At 47.0% G+C, this 23,492-nt stretch carries 17 protein-coding genes and 7 pseudogenes; all 24 read left to right on the top strand.

Features of this window, described 5'->3' with window-relative positions; genetic code table 11:
• The first annotated feature begins 90 nt into the window (after positions 1-90).
• The 24 genes and pseudogenes from fliF to AC0L66_RS13195 all read left to right on the top strand — a co-directional run bounded on the left by fliF (position 91) and on the right by AC0L66_RS13195 (position 23,491).
• Entirely contained in the window at positions 91-1,800 is a 1,710-nt protein-coding gene (fliF, locus tag AC0L66_RS13310) for a flagellar basal-body MS-ring/collar protein FliF (protein WP_279348310.1), read from the top strand.
• Positions 1,800-2,852, top strand: coding sequence for a flagellar motor switch protein FliG (gene fliG / locus AC0L66_RS13305; RefSeq protein ID WP_265676179.1), 1,053 nt, complete (start codon positions 1,800-1,802; stop codon positions 2,850-2,852). Before fliF ends, fliG begins: the two co-directional genes overlap by 1 nt.
• Positions 2,853-2,871: 19 nt before the next feature.
• A complete protein-coding gene (gene fliH, locus AC0L66_RS13300) occupies positions 2,872-3,672 on the top strand; it encodes a flagellar assembly protein FliH (protein ID WP_473567632.1) in 801 nt (266 codons plus the stop codon).
• Positions 3,672-4,994, top strand: a complete 1,323-nt coding sequence (gene fliI / locus AC0L66_RS13295; protein ID WP_265676177.1) for a flagellar protein export ATPase FliI — start codon at positions 3,672-3,674, stop codon at positions 4,992-4,994. Before fliH ends, fliI begins: the two co-directional genes overlap by 1 nt.
• Before the next feature lie 9 nt (positions 4,995-5,003).
• Positions 5,004-5,448, top strand: a pseudogene (gene fliJ / locus AC0L66_RS13290) (flagellar export protein FliJ).
• Between the two features lie 262 nt (positions 5,449-5,710).
• On the top strand, positions 5,711-5,947 hold the full coding sequence (locus AC0L66_RS13285; protein WP_473567630.1) for a hypothetical protein: 237 nt from the start codon (positions 5,711-5,713) through the stop codon (positions 5,945-5,947).
• A complete protein-coding gene (locus tag AC0L66_RS13280; protein WP_473567628.1) occupies positions 5,889-7,565 on the top strand; it encodes a flagellar hook-length control protein FliK in 1,677 nt (558 codons plus the stop codon). Before AC0L66_RS13285 ends, AC0L66_RS13280 begins: the two co-directional genes overlap by 59 nt.
• A 124-nt stretch (positions 7,566-7,689) precedes the next feature.
• The gene (gene fliL, locus AC0L66_RS13275; RefSeq protein WP_473567626.1) at positions 7,690-8,184 is read left to right on the top strand and encodes a flagellar basal body-associated protein FliL; all 495 of its coding nucleotides are present in this window, start codon (positions 7,690-7,692) and stop codon (positions 8,182-8,184) included.
• A 7-nt stretch (positions 8,185-8,191) separates the two neighbouring features.
• Positions 8,192-9,238 carry a flagellar motor switch protein FliM gene (gene fliM, locus AC0L66_RS13270; RefSeq protein WP_473567624.1) on the top strand — a complete coding sequence of 349 codons (1,047 nt, stop codon included), beginning with the start codon at positions 8,192-8,194 and terminating at the stop codon, positions 9,236-9,238.
• A 16-nt stretch (positions 9,239-9,254) separates the two neighbouring features.
• Entirely contained in the window at positions 9,255-9,665 is a 411-nt protein-coding gene (fliN, locus tag AC0L66_RS13265) for a flagellar motor switch protein FliN (RefSeq protein ID WP_265676172.1), read from the top strand.
• A gap of 2 nt (positions 9,666-9,667) precedes the next feature.
• A complete protein-coding gene (fliO, locus tag AC0L66_RS13260) occupies positions 9,668-10,078 on the top strand; it encodes a flagellar biosynthetic protein FliO (RefSeq protein ID WP_265676171.1) in 411 nt (136 codons plus the stop codon).
• A 1-nt stretch (position 10,079) separates the two neighbouring features.
• Positions 10,080-10,958 (top strand): flagellar type III secretion system pore protein FliP, encoded by an 879-nt coding sequence (gene fliP / locus AC0L66_RS13255; RefSeq protein ID WP_473567622.1) that lies wholly within the window; start codon positions 10,080-10,082, stop codon positions 10,956-10,958.
• Between the two features lies 1 nt (position 10,959).
• Positions 10,960-11,229: a flagellar biosynthesis protein FliQ gene (fliQ, locus tag AC0L66_RS13250; protein WP_250616851.1), complete on the top strand. Its 270-nt coding sequence runs from the start codon at positions 10,960-10,962 to the stop codon at positions 11,227-11,229.
• Between the two features lie 8 nt (positions 11,230-11,237).
• Entirely contained in the window at positions 11,238-12,020 is a 783-nt protein-coding gene (gene fliR / locus AC0L66_RS13245; protein WP_265676169.1) for a flagellar biosynthetic protein FliR, read from the top strand.
• Between the two features lie 63 nt (positions 12,021-12,083).
• Positions 12,084-13,213, top strand: a pseudogene (flhB, locus tag AC0L66_RS13240) (flagellar biosynthesis protein FlhB).
• Positions 13,214-13,351: 138 nt separating this feature from the next.
• Positions 13,352-15,452, top strand: a pseudogene (gene flhA / locus AC0L66_RS13235) (flagellar biosynthesis protein FlhA).
• 128 nt (positions 15,453-15,580) lie between these two features.
• Positions 15,581-16,946 (top strand): annotated as a pseudogene (gene flhF / locus AC0L66_RS13230) (flagellar biosynthesis protein FlhF); the annotation flags it as partial.
• Positions 16,876-17,196 carry a hypothetical protein gene (locus AC0L66_RS13225; protein ID WP_473567621.1) on the top strand — a complete coding sequence of 107 codons (321 nt, stop codon included), beginning with the start codon at positions 16,876-16,878 and terminating at the stop codon, positions 17,194-17,196. The pseudogene flhF and the gene AC0L66_RS13225, both read left to right, overlap by 71 nt.
• 12 nt (positions 17,197-17,208) lie before the next feature.
• Positions 17,209-18,097 (top strand): annotated as a pseudogene (locus AC0L66_RS13220) (MinD/ParA family protein).
• Entirely contained in the window at positions 18,090-18,824 is a 735-nt protein-coding gene (locus AC0L66_RS13215) for an RNA polymerase sigma factor FliA (protein ID WP_473567620.1), read from the top strand. Before AC0L66_RS13220 ends, AC0L66_RS13215 begins: the two are co-directional and overlap by 8 nt.
• Positions 18,825-18,869: 45 nt before the next feature.
• Entirely contained in the window at positions 18,870-19,238 is a 369-nt protein-coding gene (gene cheY / locus AC0L66_RS13210) for a chemotaxis response regulator CheY (protein WP_096995504.1), read from the top strand.
• Between the two features lie 31 nt (positions 19,239-19,269).
• Positions 19,270-19,986 carry a protein phosphatase CheZ gene (locus AC0L66_RS13205; protein WP_265676162.1) on the top strand — a complete coding sequence of 239 codons (717 nt, stop codon included), beginning with the start codon at positions 19,270-19,272 and terminating at the stop codon, positions 19,984-19,986.
• A 9-nt stretch (positions 19,987-19,995) separates the two neighbouring features.
• Positions 19,996-22,271, top strand: a pseudogene (locus AC0L66_RS13200) (chemotaxis protein CheA).
• An 11-nt stretch (positions 22,272-22,282) separates the two neighbouring features.
• Positions 22,283-23,491 (top strand): annotated as a pseudogene (locus tag AC0L66_RS13195) (protein-glutamate methylesterase/protein-glutamine glutaminase).
• Position 23,492 lies beyond the last annotated feature (1 nt).

The following is a 23,492-nucleotide window of genomic DNA, read 5'->3' as shown; positions in this document are numbered from 1 at the left end:
CTAAGTATTAGACCGTTATTTTAGGTAGTAGACCGTCAATTTAGGTAGTGGACAGTGGCTCAAGAAAATCATTCAACAGATGTAACCGTAATGGATGGCGCTGACTCGAATTTAGTCGCTAGCTCAAATTTAGTTTCAGAAGGTCAAAACCCAGATATTAACGAGAAAAGTAGCTCTAAATTTGATTTAGCAGTGGGTGATCTCGATCTATTAAGACAAATTGTTTTAGTACTTTCCATTTCTATTTGTGTCGCGCTTATCGTGATGCTGTTCTTTTGGGTTAAAGAACCTGAAATGCGTCCATTAGGCGTTTACGAAACAGAAGAGTTAATCCCAGTGCTCGACTATCTTGATCAAAAGAAAGTCGAATATAAGCTTGAAGGCAATGCGTTGAGCGTGCCAGTTAATCAGTACAATACCCTAAAGCTAGATATGGTGCGTGCGGGGCTAAACCGCGCGTCCAATACTGGCGATGATATCTTAATGCAAGATATGGGTTTTGGCGTATCTCAGCGTTTGGAGCAAGAGCGACTTAAACTCAGCCGTGAGCGTCAACTTGGCAAAGCCATCGAGCAAATGAAACAAATTCGTACTGCACGAGTATTGCTGGCTCTTCCTAAGCAAAGTGTCTTTGTTCGTCATAATCAAGAAGCGTCCGCATCGGTCTTTTTAACCTTGGCAACAGGTTCAGTACTGAAACGTCAGGAAGTCGACTCGGTAGTTGATATGGTGGCAAGTGCGGTGCCGGGCATGAAAACCACGCGAATTACTGTTACCGATCAACATGGCCGACTGCTCAGTTCGGGCTCACAAGACGCGACATCTGCAGCAAGGCGAAAAGAGCAAGAGCTTGAGCAAAACCAAGAACAAGCGCTGCGTGAAAAAATAGATTCGGTGCTAATCCCTATTTTAGGACTTGGTAACTACACCGCTCAGGTGGATATTGAGTTAGATTTCAGTGCAGTGGAGCAAACTCGTAAGCAGTTTGATCCTAATACGCCAGCGACGCGAAGTGAATATACGTTAGAAGATTATAATAACGGTAACGCTGTGGCTGGGGTTCCTGGTGCGCTGAGTAATCAACCGCCAGCGGATGCCTCGATTCCAACTGACGTTGCGCAAATGAAAGACGGGTCGGTATTAGGGCAAGGCTCGGTACACAAAGAAGCCACACGCAACTTTGAACTTGATACCACGATCAGTCACGAGCGTAAGCAAAGTGGTGTCGTGAATCGTCAAACGGTCGCCGTAGCGATTAAGAATCGCGCGAAAGTGAACCCGGATACTGGCGACGTAACGTATGAGCCTCGTTCAGAAACCGAACTGGCCGCAATTCGACAAATTCTTATCGGTTCGGTGGGCTTTAGTGAAAGCCGTGGTGATTTACTCAATGTATTGAGTATGACCTTTGAAACACCAGTAACCGAGCAATTGGCGGATGTTCCACTGTGGGAACACCCGAATTTCAACGATTGGGTTCGATGGTTTGCCAGTGCACTGGTGATCATTGTCGTGGTATTGGTGTTGATTCGTCCGGCAATGAAGAAATTGCTTAATCCAGCTGCGCAAGATACCGATGAGCAATTGTATGGCCCAGATGGATTACCGCTCGGTGCCGATGGTGAGACCAGTTTGATCGGCAGCGATATCGATGGCAGCGAACTGTTCGAATTTAGTACAGGTATTGATCTGCCTAACTTACATAAAGATGAAGACGTCTTGAAGGCGGTTCGAGCACTCGTGGCGAATGAGCCAGAGCTTGCCGCGCAAGTGGTGAAAAATTGGATGGTTGAGAACTAATGGCAAATGAAATTGTAGCCAGCAATGGTGGACAGGTTGTTGAATCAACCGTAGATATCTCAAACATAAGTGGTGAAGAAAAAGCCGCCATTCTTTTACTCAGTTTAAATGAACAAGACGCCGCTAGTATCATTCGCCATTTAGAGCCAAAACAAGTGCAACGTGTTGGTGGGGCAATGGCTCGCGCAAGCGACTTGAGCCAAGATAAAGTGGGTGCCGTGCACCGTGCGTTTCTTGAAGACATTCAGAAGTACACCAATATTGGCATGGGCAGTGAAGACTTCATGCGTAATACTTTGGTGGCTGCACTTGGTGAAGATAAAGCCAATAATTTGGTCGACCAGATCTTACTCGGTACTGGCTCGAAGGGACTTGATTCATTGAAATGGATGGACCCTCGTCAAGTGGCGAGCATCATTATTAATGAGCACCCGCAAATTCAAACCATCGTATTGTCCTATCTTGAAGCCGATCAGTCGGCGGAAATTCTTTCTCAATTCCCAGAGCGAGTGCGTCTTGATCTCATGATGCGTATCGCCAATTTAGAAGAAGTACAACCTTCAGCGTTGGCAGAGCTAAACGAGATTATGGAGAAGCAGTTTGCTGGTCAAGCTGGTGCGCAAGCTGCGAAAATTGGTGGCCTGAAGGCGGCGGCCGAGATCATGAACTACCTCGACAACAATGTCGAAGGTTTGCTGATGGATCAAATTCGCGACCAAGACGAAGACATGGCGACTCATATTCAAGATCTTATGTTTGTATTTGAAAACCTCATTGAGGTTGATGATCAAGGCATTCAAAAGCTGCTTAGAGACGTCCCTCAAGATGTTCTACAACGAGCACTTAAAGGCGCGGATGATGGCCTTAAAGAGAAGATCTTCAATAACATGTCGAAACGTGCGGCTGATATGATGCGCGAAGATATTGAAGCGATGCCACCTGTACGTGTCGCGGATGTGGAATCGGCACAAAAAGAGATTTTGACCATAGCAAGAAAGATGGCAGACAGTGGAGAGTTGATGCTCTCTGGTGGTGCCGACGAGTTCTTGTAATCAACGGGTAAGGTAAATCATGGCTGGAGATAGAAAACGCGGCTTTTTGCGCCCTTCTGAAGACATCACCATGGAGTCTGCACATTCATGGGGACTTCCCGATTACACGTCTCAGACCAATCAGCACGCTCGTGAAACCGCATTAAATTACGATCCAAGCTGGACACCGCTTGATGAGCCAACGCCAGAAGATGCGCCGTTTGAATTAACGGAAGAGCAGATTGAATTGATTAAGCAGGGGGCTTATCAAGAAGGACTGTTCCAAGGCCAGGAAGCTGGGTTTAAGCAAGGTTTTGATAAGGGTAAACAGGAAGGATTAGAAGCGGGTCATCAGGAAGGGCTTGACCTTGGCAAGGCCGAAGGCGTTGCTGCAGGTGAGGAATACATCAAGCAGCAGGTTGAGATATTCATGGGTATGGCAAACCAGTTTGCTCAACCTCTTGAACTGATGAGTAGCCAAGTTGAGAAGCAGCTGGTCGACATGGTGTTGACGTTAGTCAAAGAAGTCGTGCATGTTGAAGTCCAAACCAACCCACAATTTATTCTCGATACAATTAAACAGTCGGTAGAAGTACTCCCTATTGTGGGACACGCTATTACGCTCAAACTACATCCTGCTGACGTGGACATTGTCCGAGCAGCCTATGGTGATCAAGAGCTGGATATTCGTAATTGGCAACTCGTGGTAGAGCCTGCGCTCAATCGTGGTGATGTTCAAATTGAAGCGGGTGAGTCCAGTGTGAGCTACAAGGTGGAAGAGCGAATTCACAGCGTGCTACAAAGCTTTTGTGGCACCAATCGCCACCAAGGTTCGGATTAATGCAAGCGCTCTCTGACCGTCTCGCTCAGTATAAAGTATCAGGGCACAAGTCACGTGCCGTCGCGTCAGGTAAGTTGGTGCGAGTTGTTGGATTAACATTAGAAGCGACGGGCTGCAAAGCGCCCATCGGTAGCTTGTGTAAAGTCGAAACCATGACGGGTGAGATGGAAGCGGAAGTGGTTGGCTTTTCCGGTGAACACCTGTTTTTGATGCCAAGCGAGCAAATCAGTGGCATTTTGCCCGGCGCGAGAGTGACACCAATGACGGCAGAAACTGGCTTACCGGTCGGGATGGAACTGTTAGGCCGTGTTATTGATGGCGTCGGTAATCCATTGGATGGCCTTGGTGAGATATACACTGAGAAACGCGCCTCGTTTAATGCCCAGCCTATTAATCCCCTTGCAAGAAAGCCTATTTCAGAACCGCTAGATGTTGGCCTTAAGGCCATTAATGGCTTGTTAACGGTTGGCAAAGGCCAACGTATCGGCCTATTTGCTGGGTCTGGTGTGGGTAAATCGGTCACTTTGGGCATGATGACTCGTGGCACAACCGCGCAAGTGGTGGTGGTGGGGTTAATTGGTGAGCGTGGACGAGAAGTTAAAGAGTTTATTGAAGAGATTTTAGGTACAACGGGACGTCAACGCTCTGTAGTGGTGGCTGCACCAGCGGATTCATCGCCTTTGATGCGTTTGAAAGGTTGCCAAACGGCGTTGACTATCGCTGAGTACTTTAGAGACCAAGGGCTCGATGTATTGCTATTGATGGACTCATTAACTCGTTTTGCACAAGCGCAGCGTGAGATTGCCTTATCGGTGGGTGAACCCCCTGCAACGAAAGGTTATCCGCCATCGGTGTTTGCCAAGCTGCCAGCGCTTGTTGAGCGAGCAGGCAATGGTGATGACAATCAAGGCTCGATTACTGCGTTTTTCACAGTATTGACCGAAGGTGATGACCTACAAGACCCAATCGCCGATGCCTCACGTGCGATTCTAGATGGTCACATTGTATTATCACGCGAAATGGCAGACGCTGGGCACTATCCCGCGATTGATGTGGAAAAATCAGTGAGTCGTGTCATGCCGCAAATAACCGATGATCAGCATGTATTGATGTCCAAAGCGGTGAGACAGGTGCTGTCTGTGTGCCGCAAGAATCAAGATTTGGTGTCGATTGGGGCATACAAACCGGGGACTGACCCTGCGATTGATAGCGCCTTTACCCTGAAGCCGAAGTTGGATCAATATTTACAGCAAAGCATGAAAGAGACCGTGCCTTACGACATGTGCGTTAACATGCTCAAGCAACTGCTGCAGGTTAATTGACGGTAAGTTATGGACAATGCACTCGACTTTCTTCTTGATCAAGCAAAAGATAACGAGCAACAAGCTGTGTTGGCGCTGAATAAAGCGCGCTCTGAACTCGAAGATTACTACAATCAAGTTAGACAGATAGAGCAGTATCGACTCGATTACTGTAACCAATTGGTGCGCCGTGGAAAGGAAGGGCTGACGGCGAGTGAATACGGACATTTAAACCGATTTCTGACTCAATTGGACGAAACGCTGACTAAGCAAAAAACGGCAGAATCGCACTTCACGCAACAAGTTGAGGATTGCCAAGAGTTTTGGCATAACACGCGTAAGCAGCGGCGGTCGTATGAATGGATGATGGATAAAAAAAGCCAAAGAGAAAGCGCGTATTGCCGATAAAAAGGAGCAACAACAAATGGATGAGTTCTCTAATTTGCTGTTTGCTCGCCGAAAAACTCAGCGTTAAAGTAATTTTTAGTTGAATAATGTGATTAGCTTCAACCGATCAATAGCTTACGCTTGTTACTCAGCGATGCACCTTATTCGCTTTATGTCACGCCAAGCACATCCAATCCTGCCGCTTGTTATCACTTAGGTATAATTATTGCATCATGTCTGCTTATAAAAACTGGCGGCAGTCACTTGCCTCTAATTTTTGTTATCACCACTATTAATGTTGTCATCATCACTATTAATTTTGTTATCACCACTATGTAGGCCCGAATGGAATGAGTCTGTCTGTCTCTAGCAATAATGCGTCACCATCATCGAATCTTAAATCGAGCAACGATTCTGCTTCAGCGAAAGATGCCGTTACGACGTCAGAGGAACCGGGCTTTTTTGATACACTGAAAAGTGCGATATCTGGTGAAAATGCAGATAAAAAACAAAGTGTTGATGGTTCTAGTGCTAAGAAGGGAACATCAGAAAAATCAGTGGCTGATTCTGGCCCGCTTTCCCTCTGATGCCTCCGAGTCAGTAACGGATGGTGAGGGTGAGATTGCACGAGCATCAAGTGAGAATAAAGGATTCGAATCGAACGGCAAAAGTGAGTCGGCTGATAGCGTAAATCAAAACGTAAAGACCCAAACAGAAAGTGAAGAAATCTCATCTTCGGACGTCAAGAAAATGGCGCTGGCGAGTGCTACTGTTGCCTCGGAAGAGGGAGTATCAGCAACGAATTCTGGAAATTTGCCAGCGACTTCACAAGGTAAGTCGTCAGGACACGCTGACACATCAGCACAAGCGACCATGGATGAAAGCTCTCAATTACTGAATCGCTTAAACGAGTCAAACAAAGCCCTGCAAACGCCCCCATTAGAATCGGCTGCCGGGGTGGCGGTCGCGACTGCTAAGGTCAATGAGACCACTGACGCGACTCAAGCATCAGACGATGCTGCGGTGCTAGCGGCTTTCGCGGTAGAATCAGGGCAATCTATGCCAGTGGAATCCGCAACTGGACAGACTTTACCAGCGGAGGCGTTATCCTCAACCGCGATAGCTTCTGCAACTGCGCTTTCTACAACAGCAGCCTCACCGCCAACATCGACATCATCAATCGGAGTAGGGCAAGCGAATAGTACCTTATCTCAGTCAGCAGGTGTGGCAGGGTTAGCAGTGGCTGACGGCAGCGTAAAAAGTGACGGAGCGAATTCTCAAATCGCTTGGTCGCAAACTGATGGAAGCAGTGATGCTAAGCTGGAAGGAAAAGCCGCGATACTTGCCGCAGGCGCCGCGCTGGATAAATCAACGTTAGATAAGCAAGCGGCGTCAGCGTCGAATGGGCTCAATGCAGTACCAACGCCATTATCGCAACCAAATTCACAGCAAGCGCAGCCTTTCCATTCAGCTCACCACGGAACGGCAGCGGCGAGTAATGACGGTGCTAGTGCGCCAGCCGCAGGAACATTAGCTGCAGCGTCAATGCTAGCAGGAAAAGAAACGCCGTCAGCGAGTCCAGTGACGAGTGGAGTCGCACCACCTAATGCGATGGGGGTTGGTCAGACAAACTTGAAAGGCTTGAAACCCAGTCCCGCGTCGAGTAATGAGCCGCTAAACGGTCTGAATCCGGCAGCGACAGCAGGCACAGCATTGGGCACTCAAGCACTACGCGGTGAGCAACCACAAGCGACGACGAACGTACAATCACCGATGGTGCTCACTAAAGAGAATGCCAGCGATCAAGTTTCAGAACGTATTCAGATGATGATGGCGAAGAACCTAAAGCAGGTGGATATTCGCCTTGATCCGCCAGAGTTAGGGCGAATGCAAATTCGCATGACACTCAATAGTGACACCGCGACCGTGCATTTCACCGTTCAGAACCAGCAAACACGAGAGATGGTTGATCAATCAATGCCAAGGCTGCGAGAAATGTTATCGCAGCAAGGTATTCAACTTGCTGATACCTCAGTACAGCAACAAGGTTCTGGTCAACAGCAGCGTCATGCATCGGCGGATGCTCATAACCAAGGTTCAAGTGGCGCTGGTCAGTCTCATGGCGATGTGGACGCTTTAGAGGAAGGGGTCAGTATGAACCTAAATATAGCGAAAAAAGAAGACGGAATCAGTTACTATGCGTAGCGAGTTTATCTCGCTCTGAGCGTTTTATTTAATGAATCAATTCAAAGCGAAACCGCGAGATGTAGGATTGTCTGTATAATCGGCTCAATAACCTCAAGCCGCTTAACTAAAAGTAAATATTGATATGGCAGAAAATATTCAAGAACAACCAAACAGTAAGAAAAAGCTGTTGATTATCATCGTAGCAGTACTCATGCTGTTACTCATTGCTGGCGGCGTGGCGTACTGGCTTTTTGGCGGCGATAGTACGCCTCAACCCCGTTCAACGTCTGTGCAAAACGCCCCTGTTGTGGTGGTCGACCCTATTTCATACGTCAATATCGCGCAACCTTTTGTGTTTAATGTGGCAGGTAAATCTCGTGATCGTATGGTTCAAATTAAAGCTCAACTAATGGTACGCGGTTTGGATAATGAAGAGTTAGCTCGTTATCATTCGCCATTGATTGAGAGTACGTTGTTGTCGACGTTTGCCTCAACGTCCGTTGAGCAGCTAAGAAGTACCAATGGGCGAGTTGAATTACGTGATCAAGCAACCGCCGATATACAGAGCAGCTTGTCTCAAGTGGTCGGAAAGCCCGTGATAGAACGTGTACTCTTTACAGATTTTGTTATCCAGTAGGTAATGTGTGACTGACTTATTAAGCCAAGACGAAATTGATGCACTACTGCATGGCGTAGATGACGTTGATGAGGTAGAAGAAGAACTGGATCAGGATCCTAGTGATGCGGTGCATTTTGACTTCTCTTCCCAAGACCGCATTGTTCGTGGTCGAATGCCAACGCTGGAGCTCATCAACGAACGCTTCGCACGACATATGCGAATTAGCTTATTCAATATGCTAAGAAAGACCGCAGAAGTGTCGATAAACGGCGTTCAAATGATGAAATTTGGCGAATACCAAAACACGCTTTATGTGCCAACTAGTTTGAATATGGTGCGGTTTAGACCGTTAAAAGGTACCGCGTTAATCACCATGGAAGCGCGTCTGGTCTTTATTCTCGTCGAAAACTTTTTTGGTGGAGACGGTCGTTTCCACGCCAAGATTGAAGGCCGAGAGTTTACGCCAACCGAGCGCCGTATTATTCAATTGCTGATGAAAACCGTGTTTGAAGATTATAAAGAAGCATGGTCGCCAGTGATGGGGGTAGAGTTCGAATATTTGGACTCAGAAGTGAACCCAAGCATGGCAAACATTGTTAGTCCGACGGAAGTGATTGTTGTCAGCTCTTTCCACATCGAAGTTGATGGCGGTGGTGGCGACTTCCACGTTGTGATGCCGTATTCGATGGTTGAGCCTATTCGAGAGCTTCTCGATGCGGGGGTGCAGTCGGATAAAATGGAAACTGACGTTCGTTGGAGCAGCGCGTTACGTGAAGAAATTATGGATGTGCCAGTTAACTTTCGCGTGAATTTGTTGGAAAAAGACGTGTCTCTACGCGACTTGATGGAGCTGCAAGTGGGTGACATCATTCCGATTGAAATGCCGGAAAATGCCACCATGTTTGTCGAAGAGTTACCGACATATAGAGTGAAAATGGGAAGAGCGGGAGAGAAAATTGCCGTTCAAATTTCCGAGAAGATTAGACGCCCAGATGTGGTAAAAACGGATTTAGCTTTCCTTGGTAAGGATATTATGGCTGAGCTCGAGCATGTGGACGATGAGAACGAATAAGAGAGTGTAAAAAGTTATGGGCATTACAGACGACCAAAAGTTAGCAGATGAATGGGCAGCCGCACTTGGAGAAGATCCAATGGCCCCCGATATTGACGTAGATGAAGTGCTTGCCGCGCCTTTGGATGAGCTGCAAGATTCCTCGACGCCAATTTCCGAAGATGAGCGCCGCAAGCTCGATACCATCATGGACATTCCTGTGACTATTTCAATGGAAGTAGGGCGTTCGCAAATCAGTATTCGTAACTTACTGCAATTGAACCAAGGGTCGGTGGTTGAATTGGATCGTATCGCGGGGGAGTCATTGGACGTAATGGTCAATGGTACTCTCATTGCCCACGGAGAAGTGGTTGTCGTCAATGATAAATTTGGTATTCGTCTTACCGACGTCATAAGCCAAACCGAGCGCATTAAAAAGTTACGTTAAGCATGAAAATACTCAATTCGATAGTGGTTACCTCCTTGCTATTGTCTGCCTCTGCGCAGGCTTCGCAAGCGCCTACTCAGCTCGCTGGTGGAGAATCTCCGTTTGATCTTGCCGCCACACTGGGGGCTCTTGTACTGGTTGTGATGGTGATTTTGGGACTGGCTTGGTTGCTTAAACGGATGAAAGTACCGTCAATGATCAATCAGCAAGGGCTCAAAATTGTGCGACAAATCCCTGTTGGGACAAAAGAGCGTATCGCGATAGTGGAAGCGGGAGATGAACAATTTCTTGTTGGTATCACCGCGCAATCCATACAGTTGATTTCTAAACTGGAGACGCCACTGACACAGGAAGAAAGCACCCAGCCTGCTTTTGCGGCTCAGTTATCCAAATTGATGAAAAAACAAGGTTAGCATGATGACGATACTGCGCGGAGCGTGCCTTTGTCTGCTCCTTATTTTTGCACCAATATGCGCAGCTGAAGAGGCGTTAGCGACGCCAGTGACGAGCGGTGTAGCACTAGACAGTGGTGTAACGGTTTCGGCGATGCAGAGCGACCAAGGGGCGGCGGGAAGCTCAACGGCGAGTGGTTTTGCGTCTGGGCCAGGTATTCCTGCCTTCACCATGAAGACCAATGCGGATGGCAGCGAAGATTATTCGGTAAACTTACAAATTCTAGCCTTGATGACCATGCTTGGCTTCTTGCCTGCCATGGTCATCTTAATGACGTCATTTACTCGTATCGTTGTGGTCATGTCGATTCTTAGACAAGCGATGGGTTTACAGCAAACGCCTTCTAACCAAGTGATTATTGGTATCGCCATGTTTTTAACCTTATTCATTATGTCGCTTGTGCTGAGTAAGGTGAATGATGAGGCAATTCAGCCTTATTTGAATGAAGAGATTTCAGCCAAACAAGCCTTTGACCAAGCACAAGGCCCAATGAAGGATTTCATGCTGAAACAAACTCGCGTTAAAGACTTAGAAACCTTCGTACACATGTCAGGTTCCACCGCGCAAAATCCAGAAGATGTGTCCCTTGCCGTCTTGATTCCGGCATTCATCACGTCTGAGCTGAAAACCGCGTTCCAAATTGGCTTTATGCTGTTCCTCCCATTTTTAATCATAGACTTGGTGGTAGCGTCGGTCCTGATGGCAATGGGTATGATGATGTTGTCGCCAATGATTGTGTCACTTCCGTTTAAACTTATGTTGTTTGTCTTAGTTGATGGTTGGAATTTGATTCTATCAACCTTGGCCTATACGGCTTTGCGTTGTAGCTGGAGTAATTAAGATGACGCCTGAGCTGTTTGTTGAACTGTTTCGTGATGCTCTGTGGATGGTATTGCTACTGGTTTGCGCCATCGTAGTACCAAGCTTATTGGTTGGCTTAGTGGTGGCGATATTCCAAGCCGCTACCTCGATCAACGAACAAACGTTGAGTTTCCTTCCTAGGCTTGTGGTGACATTACTGGTTTTGATGGGGTTCGCTCATTGGGGGACGCAAATGATGATGGAGTTTTTTTATGAGATCATCGAACGAATCCCTCAGGTTCTTTGGTAACGCCGAGCATGGAATACCCAACGAGCACGGTGATTGAATGGCTAGCTAATTATTTTTGGCCTTATGTGCGAATATCGTCCATGTTAATGGTCATGTCGGTAACAGGGGCCAATTTTGTTTCACCTAGAATTCGTCTGTTTCTTGGTTTAGCCCTCACTCTCGCGGTGATGCCAACATTACCTGCGGTCCCACAAAACATTGAGCTGTTCTCATTCCAAGGCTTCTTGATTGTTGCAGAGCAAATGATCATTGGTATCTCGATGGGCATGGTGACCATTTTTATGGTGCAGACCTTTGTTATGCTCGGGCAGATACTCGGCATGCAATCGAGTCTAGGTTTTGCCTCTATGGTGGATCCTGCCAATGGACAAAGCACACCGCTGTTAGGTCAGTTGTTTATGTTTTTGGCGACTATGTTCTTTTTGGCAACCGATGGTCATCTTAAAATGATTCAATTGGTTGTGATGAGTTTTAAAACTTTGCCCATTGGCAGTGGTCAACTGACTACGGTTGATTTTCGAGAGATGGCAGGCTGGCTAAGCTTAATGTTCAAAACGGCATTGAGTATGGCGATTGCCGGGATTATTGCGCTACTCACGGTTAACTTGTCGTTTGGTGTGATGACTAGAGCCGCCCCGCAACTGAATATTTTTGCATTGGGCTTTACGTTTGCACTGGTAGTGGGCTTGATGATTTGTTGGTATATGCTCGCCGGGCTGTATAGCCATTATCAACTGTACTGGCTAGAAGTTGAGGGGCAAGTATGTCGCTTGATTCGTTTAGCATGTTGAACACGATGATTGGCACTGGCGTGATTATTAGTATGAGCTTACTCATGACGAAAGGGGGCAGACTTGGCTGAGTCAGATGGACAAGAACGCACAGAAGACGCCACGCCCCAGCGGTTAAAGCAGGCGCGTGAAAAAGGCCAGGTTGCGAGATCGAAAGAGCTGGCGTCTGTATCAGTGCTGATGGTAGGGGCTCTGTCCCTGATGATGTTTGGTGAAGGGCTAGCCAAAGCACTTTTTAATACCATGAGTCGATTTTTCACCCTATCACGGGAAGAAATTTACGATCACACTGTGCTATTTGACATCATCATGGGCGTGTTATCTGGGCTTGTTCTGCCGTTAATTCTGATTTTGTTTGTTTTGTTTCTTGCTGCATTAGTAGGCGCGGCTGGTGTTGGCGGTATTAGCTTTTCGGCAGAAGCGGCGATGCCAAAACTGTCTAAAATGAATCCACTCAGCGGTCTAAAGCGCATGGTCGGCATGCAAAGTTGGGTCGAACTGATTAAATCCATTCTCAAAGTATCACTGGTTGCGGGGATGGCTTTTTATTTAGTTAACGCATCACGTGCTGACTTATTTCAACTAAGTGTTGAGGTCTTTCCACAAAACATTTTCCATGCGTTGGATATTCTGCTCAATTTTATATTGCTGATCAGTACCACGTTATTGATTGTGGTGGCGATAGATGTGCCCTTTCAAATTTGGCAGCATGCCGAACAACTCAAAATGACTAAGCAAGAAGTCAAAGATGAGTTTAAAGATACGGAAGGTAAACCGGAAGTAAAAGGCCGTATTCGTATGCTTCAGCGTGAAGCGGCACAACGAAGAATGATGGCGGAAGTCCCAGAGGCAGACGTTATTATTACCAACCCAGAACATTTCTCTGTCGCACTTCGATATAAACAAGGTCAGGATAAAGCCCCCATTGTGGTCGCAAAGGGGATTGATCATATGGCCTTGAAAATACGTGAAGTTGCCCGTGAACATAATATTTATATTGTGCCATCTCCCCCCTTGCTCGTGCGCTGTACCACACATCGGAATTAGAACAAGAGATCCCAGATAGCTTATTTGCCGCCGTGGCGCAGATTCTTGCTTACGTGTATCAATTAAAGCAATATCGTAAAAAAGGCGGGCAGCGACCGACACTGCAAAATGACCAGATTACGATACCGAAAGAGATGCGATATTAATGGCTGCCTTCCGACGCAATGGTACAGCCTTTATGGGGTGTCAAAAAATTGGCTGTCTATAGGTATGCTTCTTGCATGATACAGATCTAATATTTTAATTATGGCGCGCTATGTGCCACCCGCAGTGATGTAGTTGTAATGAAATTAACCTTACCATTTGCCGACAAACTCCCGACGATTCCAAATCGGGCTTTACCTGCTGTCGGCGCGCCAATTATGGTTCTCGCTGCACTGGCAATGATTATATTGCCCATCCCTGCGTTGCTGCTCGATCTCTTTTTTACCTTCAATATTGCCTTGGCGATGGTGGTGTTGCTGGTGTCTGTTTATACCCGTCGTCCACTGGACTTTGCGGCGTTTCCTACTGTACTACTGATTGCGACATTGCTGCGTTTGGCGCTTAACGTTGCCTCAACGCGAGTGGTATTGCTTTATGGTCACGAAGGTAGCGGCGCGGCAGGTAACGTGATTGAAGCGTTTGGTAACGTGGTGATTGGTGGTAACTACGCAGTGGGTCTTGTGGTGTTTATGATCTTGATGATCATTAACTTCATGGTGGTAACCAAAGGTGCAGGGCGTATCTCAGAAGTGAGCGCGCGTTTTACCTTGGATGCGTTACCCGGCAAACAAATGGCCATTGATGCGGATTTAAACGCCGGACTCATTGATCAAGACCAAGCCCGCACACGTCGCTTTGAAGTGACTAAAGAAGCGGACTTTTACGGTTCGATGGATGGTGCCTCGAAGTTTGTAAAAGGGGACGCCATTGCTAGTATCTTGATCCTGTTTCTTAATATCGTTGGTGGTTTGAGCATCGGTATGATGCAGCATTCACTGGGTTTTGGTGAAGCGTTACAAATTTACACGCTCTTAACTATTGGTGATGGTTTGGTTGCACAAATCCCATCGCTGTTACTGTCTATTGCAGCGGCAATTATGGTCACGCGTCAAAATACTGACGAAGATATGGGGCAACAGGTTGTTTTCCAACTGTTTGATAACCCCAAAGCGCTAATGATCACCTCTGGTATTATGTTTGTGATGGGTATTGTACCGGGCATGCCACATTTTGCCTTTCTACTGTTAGCGGTCCTAGCGGGCGGCGGGGCGTACTGGATGACGCGTAAACAGAAGAAAGCGGAAGAGCAGAAAAACTTGCTCAGCAGAATTACAACCTAAAGACCCATCAGCGCCACCAAAAGAGCTGTCGTGGGATGACGTTCATCCGGTTGACGTGATTGGACTAGAGGTCGGCTACCGCTTGATCCCGCTTGTCGATAGAGATCAAGGCGGCGAATTACTGGAGCGAGTCAAAGGGGTACGTAAAAAGCTTTCCCAAGACTTTGGTTTCCTTATTCCCGCGGTACACATTAGAGACAACTTGGAGCTGACCCCAAACTCCTACCGTATTACGCTAATGGGCGTGGCGGTAGGTGAGGCAGAAATCCGCCCAGACCAAGAGCTGGCGATCAACCCAGGTCAGGTATATGGGCTGATTGATGGTGAGCCAACCATTGATCCAGCGTTTGGTCTAGAAGCGGTGTGGATACAAGAAGCGCAGAAAGAGCACGCTCAAGCGCTTGGTTACACCGTTGTAGATTCATCCACAGTGCTCGCCACACATTTGAGCCAGTTGTTAACGAATAACGCAGCGCAGCTGTTGGGCCATGAAGAAGTACAAAACTTACTTGAGCTATTGGGTCGCAGTGCACCCAAGTTGGTTGAAGACTTTGTGCCGGAACAATTACCATTGGGTACCATGGTTAAGGTGTTGCAAAACCTACTTCATGAAGCGATTCCAATTCGAGATATCCGCACCATAGTCCAGACATTGGCTGAATATTCATCAAAGAGTCAAGAACCTGACGTGTTGACTGCCGCTGTGCGTATTGCACTTAAGCGACTAATTGTTCAAGAGATCAATGGTATAGAGCCAGAATTGCCAGTTATTACCTTAATCCCAGAATTGGAACAAATATTGCATCAAACTATGCAAGCAGCGGGTGGTGAGTCAGCGGGTATTGAGCCTGGCTTAGCCGAACGATTACAAGCATCGTTAACACAAGCCACCCAAGAACAAGAATTAAAAGGTGAGGCAGCCGTATTGCTCACATCGGGCGTACTTCGTTCGACGTTAGCTAAATTTGTCAAAAACACGATTCCAAATTTACGAGTGTTGTCTTACCAAGAAATACCTGATGAAAAACAAATACGAATCGTACAGGCGGTTGGAAATTAATGAGTAGTTAGTATTGATTAGTCGATAGTATTGGTTAGTTGATAGAGATAATAGGCGATGGTATTCAATCGCTCTGAATAGCGACTTGCTATTCACTAACGCCGTAGTATGGAAAATGGATGTGACCGTTGAAAATTAAACGATTTTTTGCCAGAGATATGCGACAAGCCTTGCTCCAAGTTAAAGAAGAACTTGGCGCAGAGGCGGTCATCATGTCAAATAAAAAAGTGGCGGGTGGCGTTGAAATCGTTGCCGCGATTGATGGCGATGGTAATCAAGCTGCACCACGTCAAATGAGCAACAAGGCATTATCACCAATTTACGCCGTCTACTCAATCTGGGTATTCAGGTGAGCGTGAATTAAAAGATGATCATGTCAGCTTGAATCAACGTGGTAATGCCAGTACCCCTTCGGTTAGCGATCGCTTTGCAAATATGCTGAAAAACTATCGTGGTGGTTCTGATTCTAATACCCAAGTTCAAGCTGCGAAGCCGACTGATTCGTTGTCAGCCCTGCTAGAACGACAGTCTGAGCGAACTCAATCAATGAGTTCGGCTTACCAAAGTAGCGACCGTTACCAATATACTCAAGACAATCGCCGTGAATCGCACGAGAACCGTGATAGAGCGGGAGAGGAACGAAGCGCGCCTTATTCTTCGTCATCGCGCTCTTACGGCGAGCGAGAATCCGACCCGCGTGCAGTAATGCAACGCCACACGCCTAATCATTTCACATCGGGGCAATCCTCGTCAGAGCGTTCGCCATCGAATCAGACGTCTTCAAGCCACTATTCTTCTTCGAGCAAGCGCGACGGAAAAATTGGCGAAGAGTTAGAGTCGATGAAAGAAGATATGTCTTCTATTCGACGTTTATTAGAGCACCAAGTCTCTGGGCTGATGTGGCAAGAAGTCGAACGTAGAGAACCTCTGCGAGCCATGCTGATCAAACGCTTAGAGCGGATGGGTATTTCACCAGAATTAGCGGATCAACTTGCTTGCTATATTCCAGAAGATACGCCGCCACAAAAAGCTTGGAAGGCATTACTTGCGCTAGTCTCTGATCAGGTAGTGATCAGTAAGCAAGATATCTTACGCCAAGGTGGCATTGTTGCTTTGCTGGGACCAACGGGTGTTGGAAAAACCACGACGGTCGCCAAGTTAGCGGCTCGAGCGGCGATGGAATACGGCTCGGACAATGTCGCTCTTGTTACAACGGATACTTATCGTATCGGTGCTCATGAACAATTGTCCATTTATGGCAGAATTATGGGCTGTCCGGTAAGAGTGGCTAAAGATTCTGAAGAACTGGCCGATGTATTATATCAGTTGAGAAACCGACGCTTAGTCTTAATTGATACCGCAGGTATGGGACAACGAGATGTCCGTCTTTCAGAGCAGTTAGATACTCTGATGCAAGAGAGCGGTGAAATCATTAATAGTTACTTGGTGTTACCTAGCTACGGCACAACGTCAAGTGTTACAAGAAACACTTGACCACTTTAGACGCATCCCTCTCTCGGGCTGCATCATGACCAAGCTCGATGAATCATTGAGTTTGGGTGAGTTTATCAGTGTTGTAGTGCAAAATGCGCTGCCAGTAACGTATATCGCTAATGGGCAACGAGTCCCGGAAGATATTGTTATCGCTCAGCCAAAATACATGGTCGCTAAAGCGAACGAATTACTTGAAAAGTCGACAGAGAATGAACCCCACTTCTGGAACAGCGATATGGAGGGGGTTTAGGTGCAAGCGAATATGACAAATAACATGATACATGACCAAGCTAGTGGACTGAGACGTTTGACTCAGCCAACGTACACAAAGGTAATTTCGGTTACTGGTGGTAAAGGTGGTGTGGGCAAGTCTAACGTAACACTTGGGCTTGCGATTTGTATGGCTCGTCAGGGCAAAAAAGTCATGGTTTTGGATGCGGACTTAGGTCTGGCCAATGTCGACGTAATGCTTGGAATTCGCGCTAAGAGAAACTTAGGGCATGTTCTAGCGGGTGAATGCGATTTACAAGATGCGATTGTGGAAGGTCCACACGGCATCCGTATTATTCCTGCCACCTCAGGCACGCAAAGCATGACAGAATTAAGCCATGCACAACATATCGGTTTGATTCGTGCCTTTGGTACGTTAGAAGATGAGATGGATGTCCTGCTAGTAGATACTGCTGCTTAGTATTTCAGACATGGTGGTGAGTTTTTCTCGCGCGGCACAAGATGTGGTTGTGGTGGTGTGTGATGAACCAACATCGATTACTGATGCCTATGCGTTGATTAAGTTATTGAGCCGAGAGCATCAGGTTCAACGCTTTAAAGTTGTGGCGAATATGGTGCGTAGCTACCGAGAAGGCCGAGAATTATTCGCAAAATTGACACTAGTCACAGAGAGATTCCTCAATGTGAGCCTTGAGTTAGTCGCTTGTATCCCGTTAGATGATAAAGTGCGACAAGCAGTGAAAAGGCAGAAGATTGTTGTGGATGCGTTTCCGCGCTCGCCTGCTGCGTTAGCTTTAAACTCTTTAGCAAACAAAGCGCTAACTTGGCCGATTCCTAAAGTCCCTAGTGGGCATCTAGAATTTTTCGTCGAGCGCTTGCTAAATCGACCTGCAGCACTAGAGGAACCGTTTAGTGAATAAAGCTTTGACCTATGACCAGCATGCCAATTTAAGCGGTCAGCAAGCTTTCTTAGAGAAATACTCAGTATTAGTGAAGCGAATTGCGCACCACTTAATTGGGCGACTGCCGCCGAATGTATTGGTGGAAGATTTGATTCAAGCCAGCATGATCGGCTTGATTGAAGCACAAAAAAACTACGACGGTAGTAAGGGTGCAAGTTTTGAAACGTATGCAGGAATCCGTATACGTGGTGCCATGTTGGATGATATTCGTCGTGGTGATTGGGTACCTAGGTCGGTACACAAGAACAGTCGCGATATTTCGCAAGCCATCTCATTGCTAGAAGTTGAGCTTAATCGAGAGCCAACGGATGCAGAGGTTGCCCAGCATTTAGGCATGAGTTTGACACAATACCATCGTGCATTAACAGATATAAGCTGTTCTCGTTTGGTAGGTATTGAAGATTTAGGCGTTTCAGAGGACTCTGTTTCTGTTGCAACAGACGATGAAGACAATTCGCCATTTCAGGGCGTCGCGGATGATGCATTTCGCGAAGCGTTAATTGAATCGATAAAAACGCTCCCTGAGCGTGAAGCCTTAACGTTATCCCTGTATTATGACGAAGAGTTGAATTTGAAGGAGATAGGTGAAGTATTAGGCGTCAGCGAATCGCGCGTTAGCCAAATACTTAGTCAAACGATGCAGCGTCTTCGAACCAAGCTCAGCGCTTGGACTGATAATAATTAATAATCACTGATCTTGCTTTCAGTGGAGGCAATTTTGAATAAAAACATGAAAATCCTTATTGTTGACGACTTTTCAACAATGCGACGTATTGTCAAAAACCTTCTACGCGACTTGGGCTTTAGCAACACGCTTGAAGCTGATGATGGTTTAACAGCGTTACCTATGCTCAAAAAAGGCGACTTCGACTTTGTGGTGACTGACTGGAATATGCCAGGCATGCAAGGTATCGATCTTCTTCGCCACATTCGAGCAGATGACGAGTTAAAACATTTACCTGTCCTAATGATCACTGCAGAAGCAAAACGCGAGCAGATCATTGAAGCGGCACAAGCAGGTGTCAATGGCTACATTGTTAAACCATTTACTGCTGCAACATTAAAAGAAAAATTAGACAAAATTTTTGAGCGTTTATAACGCGCTCCCATAGCAAAGTGGCTATTTCAGAATGATTTCATTGGAACAAGCTAAGCAACTTGTTGTGCTCCTTGAAGAGCAAAAGCAGCAAGAGGCGGATGAGCTAGTCATGATGATTCAAGGCAGTAGTGAAAGTCGGGTGCTCCAAGAAGTTGGAGCATTGACGCGAGATCTACACGACGCATTAAGCGAATTTAGTATCGATACTCGATTAAACGAGATCGCCAATGACGAAATTCCTGAAGCGCGCGATCGTCTTGAATACGTGATTAATAAAACCGAAGTTTCAGCGAATACGACCATGGATGCGGTTGAGCATTGCTTGCCAATGGCCGATAACCTTCATGGGTGCTTGCTACAAGTTCGTCCACAATGGAATGAACTCATGCATGGACGCGTTGAGCTACAAACATTTAAAGATTTGTGTCACCGGATTGATGACTTACTGACTCAGGTTGAGGGCGATAGCACTGAACTTCGAACGCAGCTAACTAATATCCTCATGGCGCAGGACTTTCAAGACCTTACTGGACAAATCATACGCCGAGTTATCACATTAGTGAGTGAAGTGGAAACAAGGCTTGTGGAAATTTTGAAAGTGTTCAGTGACGAACAACAATCAATAACTACAAAACCAAAGCAGGCACCAGTTGGCGTTGAGGGACCCATTATTAACCCTCACGAGCGAACGGATGCCGTTTCCTCGCAAGACGAAGTCGATGATTTGCTTTCGAGTCTTGGGTTTTAGAGGTGGACTATGAGCTACGAATTAGATGAAGAAATCCTTCAGGACTTTCTAGTGGAAGCGGGTGAAATTCTTGAACTGTTGTCCGAGCAACTGGTTGAGCTAGAGAATAACCCTGAAGATAAAGATCTGCTCAATGCAATATTTAGAGGCTTTCATACTGTTAAAGGTGGCGCAGGGTTTTTAGCGTTGACCGAACTTGTGGATACCTGCCATGGTGCGGAGAATGTGTTTGATATTTTGCGAAATGGCCAAAGAGGCGTTGACGCAAACCTAATGGATACCATGCTTAAAGCATTGGATACCATTAATCATCAGTTTCAGTCGGTACAAAACTCTGAATCTATCACGCCTGCCGATCCTGGTCTTTTAGAAGCGTTACATTGTCTTAGCTCACCAGCGACCAGCAACGAACCTATCGAGGTGCCTCAACCCGCCGCGCCAGTGGCACCGATTGTTGAGGCTATTAGTGAGCCTGCTGCTGTTGAATCAACGTCGATTGATGCTCAAGGCGGCTCAATCGATGATATTACTCAAGATGAATTCGAACGTCTTTTAGATGAACTACACGGCAAAGGCGCTGCGCCTAACCAGAAAAAAACGTGCCTTCTCAGCCAGTTTCGGCCGCCGTTACTTCGGTAGATAAAACGCCGCAAGCGGCTAACGCCAGTTCTTCTGATATTACCGATGATGAATTTGAAAAACTGTTGGATGAACTTCATGGTGTCGGCAAAGGCCCATCATTAGGTGATGCTTCGTCTCAACCTGCTGTCCTCCCGACTGCGACACCAACCCCTTCTCCAGCTTCGCCGCCTTCAGGTGGGGATTTGATGACGGACGAAGAGTTTGAAAAGCTACTGGATGAACTGCATGGTGTGGGCAATGGTCCTTCACCAGAAGAGCTAGAAGCCGCGACGAAACCTGTCTCCGTGTTACAAGAGTCTACCGCGTCTACCGCTGAACTCGCTCCAGCTGGGGTATCGAGCACTGAACGTGCAGTCAGTGTGGCTCCTGCTTCTCATCCAGCGCCGATTTCAGCGCCAGCGATGCAAGAGAAGAAGCTGCCTGCAAATAGCGAAACGAAAGCAACGCCTGTGAAAAAACCACAGGCAGAAGCCAGCGTGCGCGTGGACACGTCTACACTCGATACCATCATGAATATGGTGGGTGAGTTGGTGTTGGTTCGAAACCGATTGGTTAGCCTCGGCCTTAATAGCAACGATGAAGAGATGTCAAAAGCGGTCTCTAATCTTGATGTTGTAACAGCAGACTTGCAAGGCGCGGTAATGAAAACCCGCATGCAGCCCATCAAGAAGGTCTTTGGACGTTTTCCTCGCGTGATTCGCGACCTCGCGCGTAGTCTGAACAAAGACATCGTATTAGTGATGCAAGGTGAAGAAACGGATCTAGATAAGAATTTGGTTGAAGCGTTAGCGGATCCGCTGATTCACTTAGTTCGAAATTCGGTTGACCATGGGATTGAAATGCCAGATGTGCGCGAGCAGTCGGGCAAATCACGCACAGGTACCGTTACCTTGTCTGCGTCACAAGAAGGTGACCATATTGAACTGGCTATCGTCGATGATGGCGGTGGCATGGATCCGGATAAGCTGCGAGCAATTGCGGTTAAACGTGGCATGATGGATGAAGATGCGGCTTCGCGTCTGACCAACAAAGAGTGTTTTAATCTGATATTCATGCCGGGCTTTTCCAGTAAGGAAAAAATCTCCGATATTTCTGGACGCGGCGTAGGGATGGATGTGGTAAAAACCGCGATTAATACCCTAAACGGCTCTATTGATATTGATTCAGAGCTCGGTACGGGGACTAAAATCACCATCAAAGTTCCGCTGACTTTAGCGATTCTACCCACCTTGATGGTAGGCGTTGGCGGCAATCCATTTGCATTGCCGCTTGCGAGCGTTAATGAGATCTTCCACCTTGATTTAAGTCGCACTAACGTCGTTGATGGGCAATTGACGATTATCGTTCGCGACAAATCGATTCCGCTATTCTATTTACAAAACTGGCTAGCTTCCCATGCGGGTCGTGCGGAACAACGCACAGGCCATGGTCATGTGGTGATTGTTCAAATCGGTAGTCAACGTGTCGGTTTTGTTGTTGATACCCTCATTGGCCAAGAAGAAGTGGTGATTAAACCGCTTGATAAGTTATTGCAGGGTACGCCTGGTATGGCGGGCGCAACGATTACCAGTGATGGCCATATTGCTTTAATTTTGGACGTGCCTGATTTACTTAAACAGTACGCCGCAGCATCGCGTATCTGATAAGGAAATCTATGTCGATCAAAGTGTTAGTAGTAGACGATTCAAGTTTTTTTCGTCGTCGAGTCAGTGATATCATTAATGCCGCCCCCCGATTAGAAGTAATCGATGTGGCGGTCAATGGCAAAGAAGCGCTTGAAAAAGCGCTTTCTCTCAAGCCAGACGTTATTACTATGGACATTGAAATGCTCGGTGATGGATGGCATTTCAGCAGTGCGTGAAATCATGGCGAAACAGCCGACGCCCATACTAATGTTTTCATCGCTGACGCATGATGGTGCGAAAGCGACGTTAGATGCATTAGAGGCGGGAGCGTTAGACTTTCTCCCTAAGAAATTCGAAGACATCGCACGAAATAAAGATGAGGCGGTCGCGTTGTTGCAACAACGCGTGCAGCAGATTGCTAGCCGCCGGACTATGATGCGCCGCACACCACTGGTTTCGCGTTCACCAAGAATGTTACCAAGCTCTGCATCTATATCTACATCTACATCTACATCTGCGGCTTCTAGCACGTTAGGTGCGTCATCGCTGAATACTTCCGCTCGTATGGCATCAAATAAGCCTGCTGACTCTGCAATGGCTAAAACAAGCAGCGCTGCTGCTCAAACGCCATTGCAAGCACGCTTTCGCGCGTCGGGTAAGACGTATCAGTTGACGGCTATTGGTACTTCCACTGGCGGGCCTGTTGCATTGCAACGGATTTTAACGCAGTTTCCTAGAAACTATCCGCATCCTATTTTGTTGGTTCAACATATGCCTGCAACGTTTACCGCAGCATTCGCAGCGCGGCTCAATTCGCTGTGCCAAATCACGGTAAAAGAAGCAGCCGATGGTGATGTATTGCAACCGGGTGTTGCATACCTTGCGCCTGGTGGCATGCAAATGATGCTAGAAGGACGTCCGTCAAGTGCCAAATTACGCATCATTGATGGTGGAGAACGGATGAACTATAAGCCGTGTGTAGACGTGACATTCGGTTCTGCCGCTAAGATTTATCACGATAAAGTGCTGTCGGTCATTTTAACCGGCATGGGCGCTGATGGTCGTGAGGGAGCGCGTATGTTAAAAAGTGCTTGAGCTCTACGGTGTGGGCACAAGATGAAGAAAGTTGCGTGGTTTATGGTATGCCTCAAGCCGTTGCTAAAGCGGGGATTTCGACAGAAAACCTGCCGTTAGAGCGAGTAGCTGAGCGTATTCTTGTTGAGTTAAAGAGGCAGTAAC

This window comes from Vibrio sp. GJ43-1, assembly GCF_055808835.1.
Note: the sequence above shows the minus strand (reverse complement) of the source record. Positions and strands in the feature narration are given on the sequence as shown.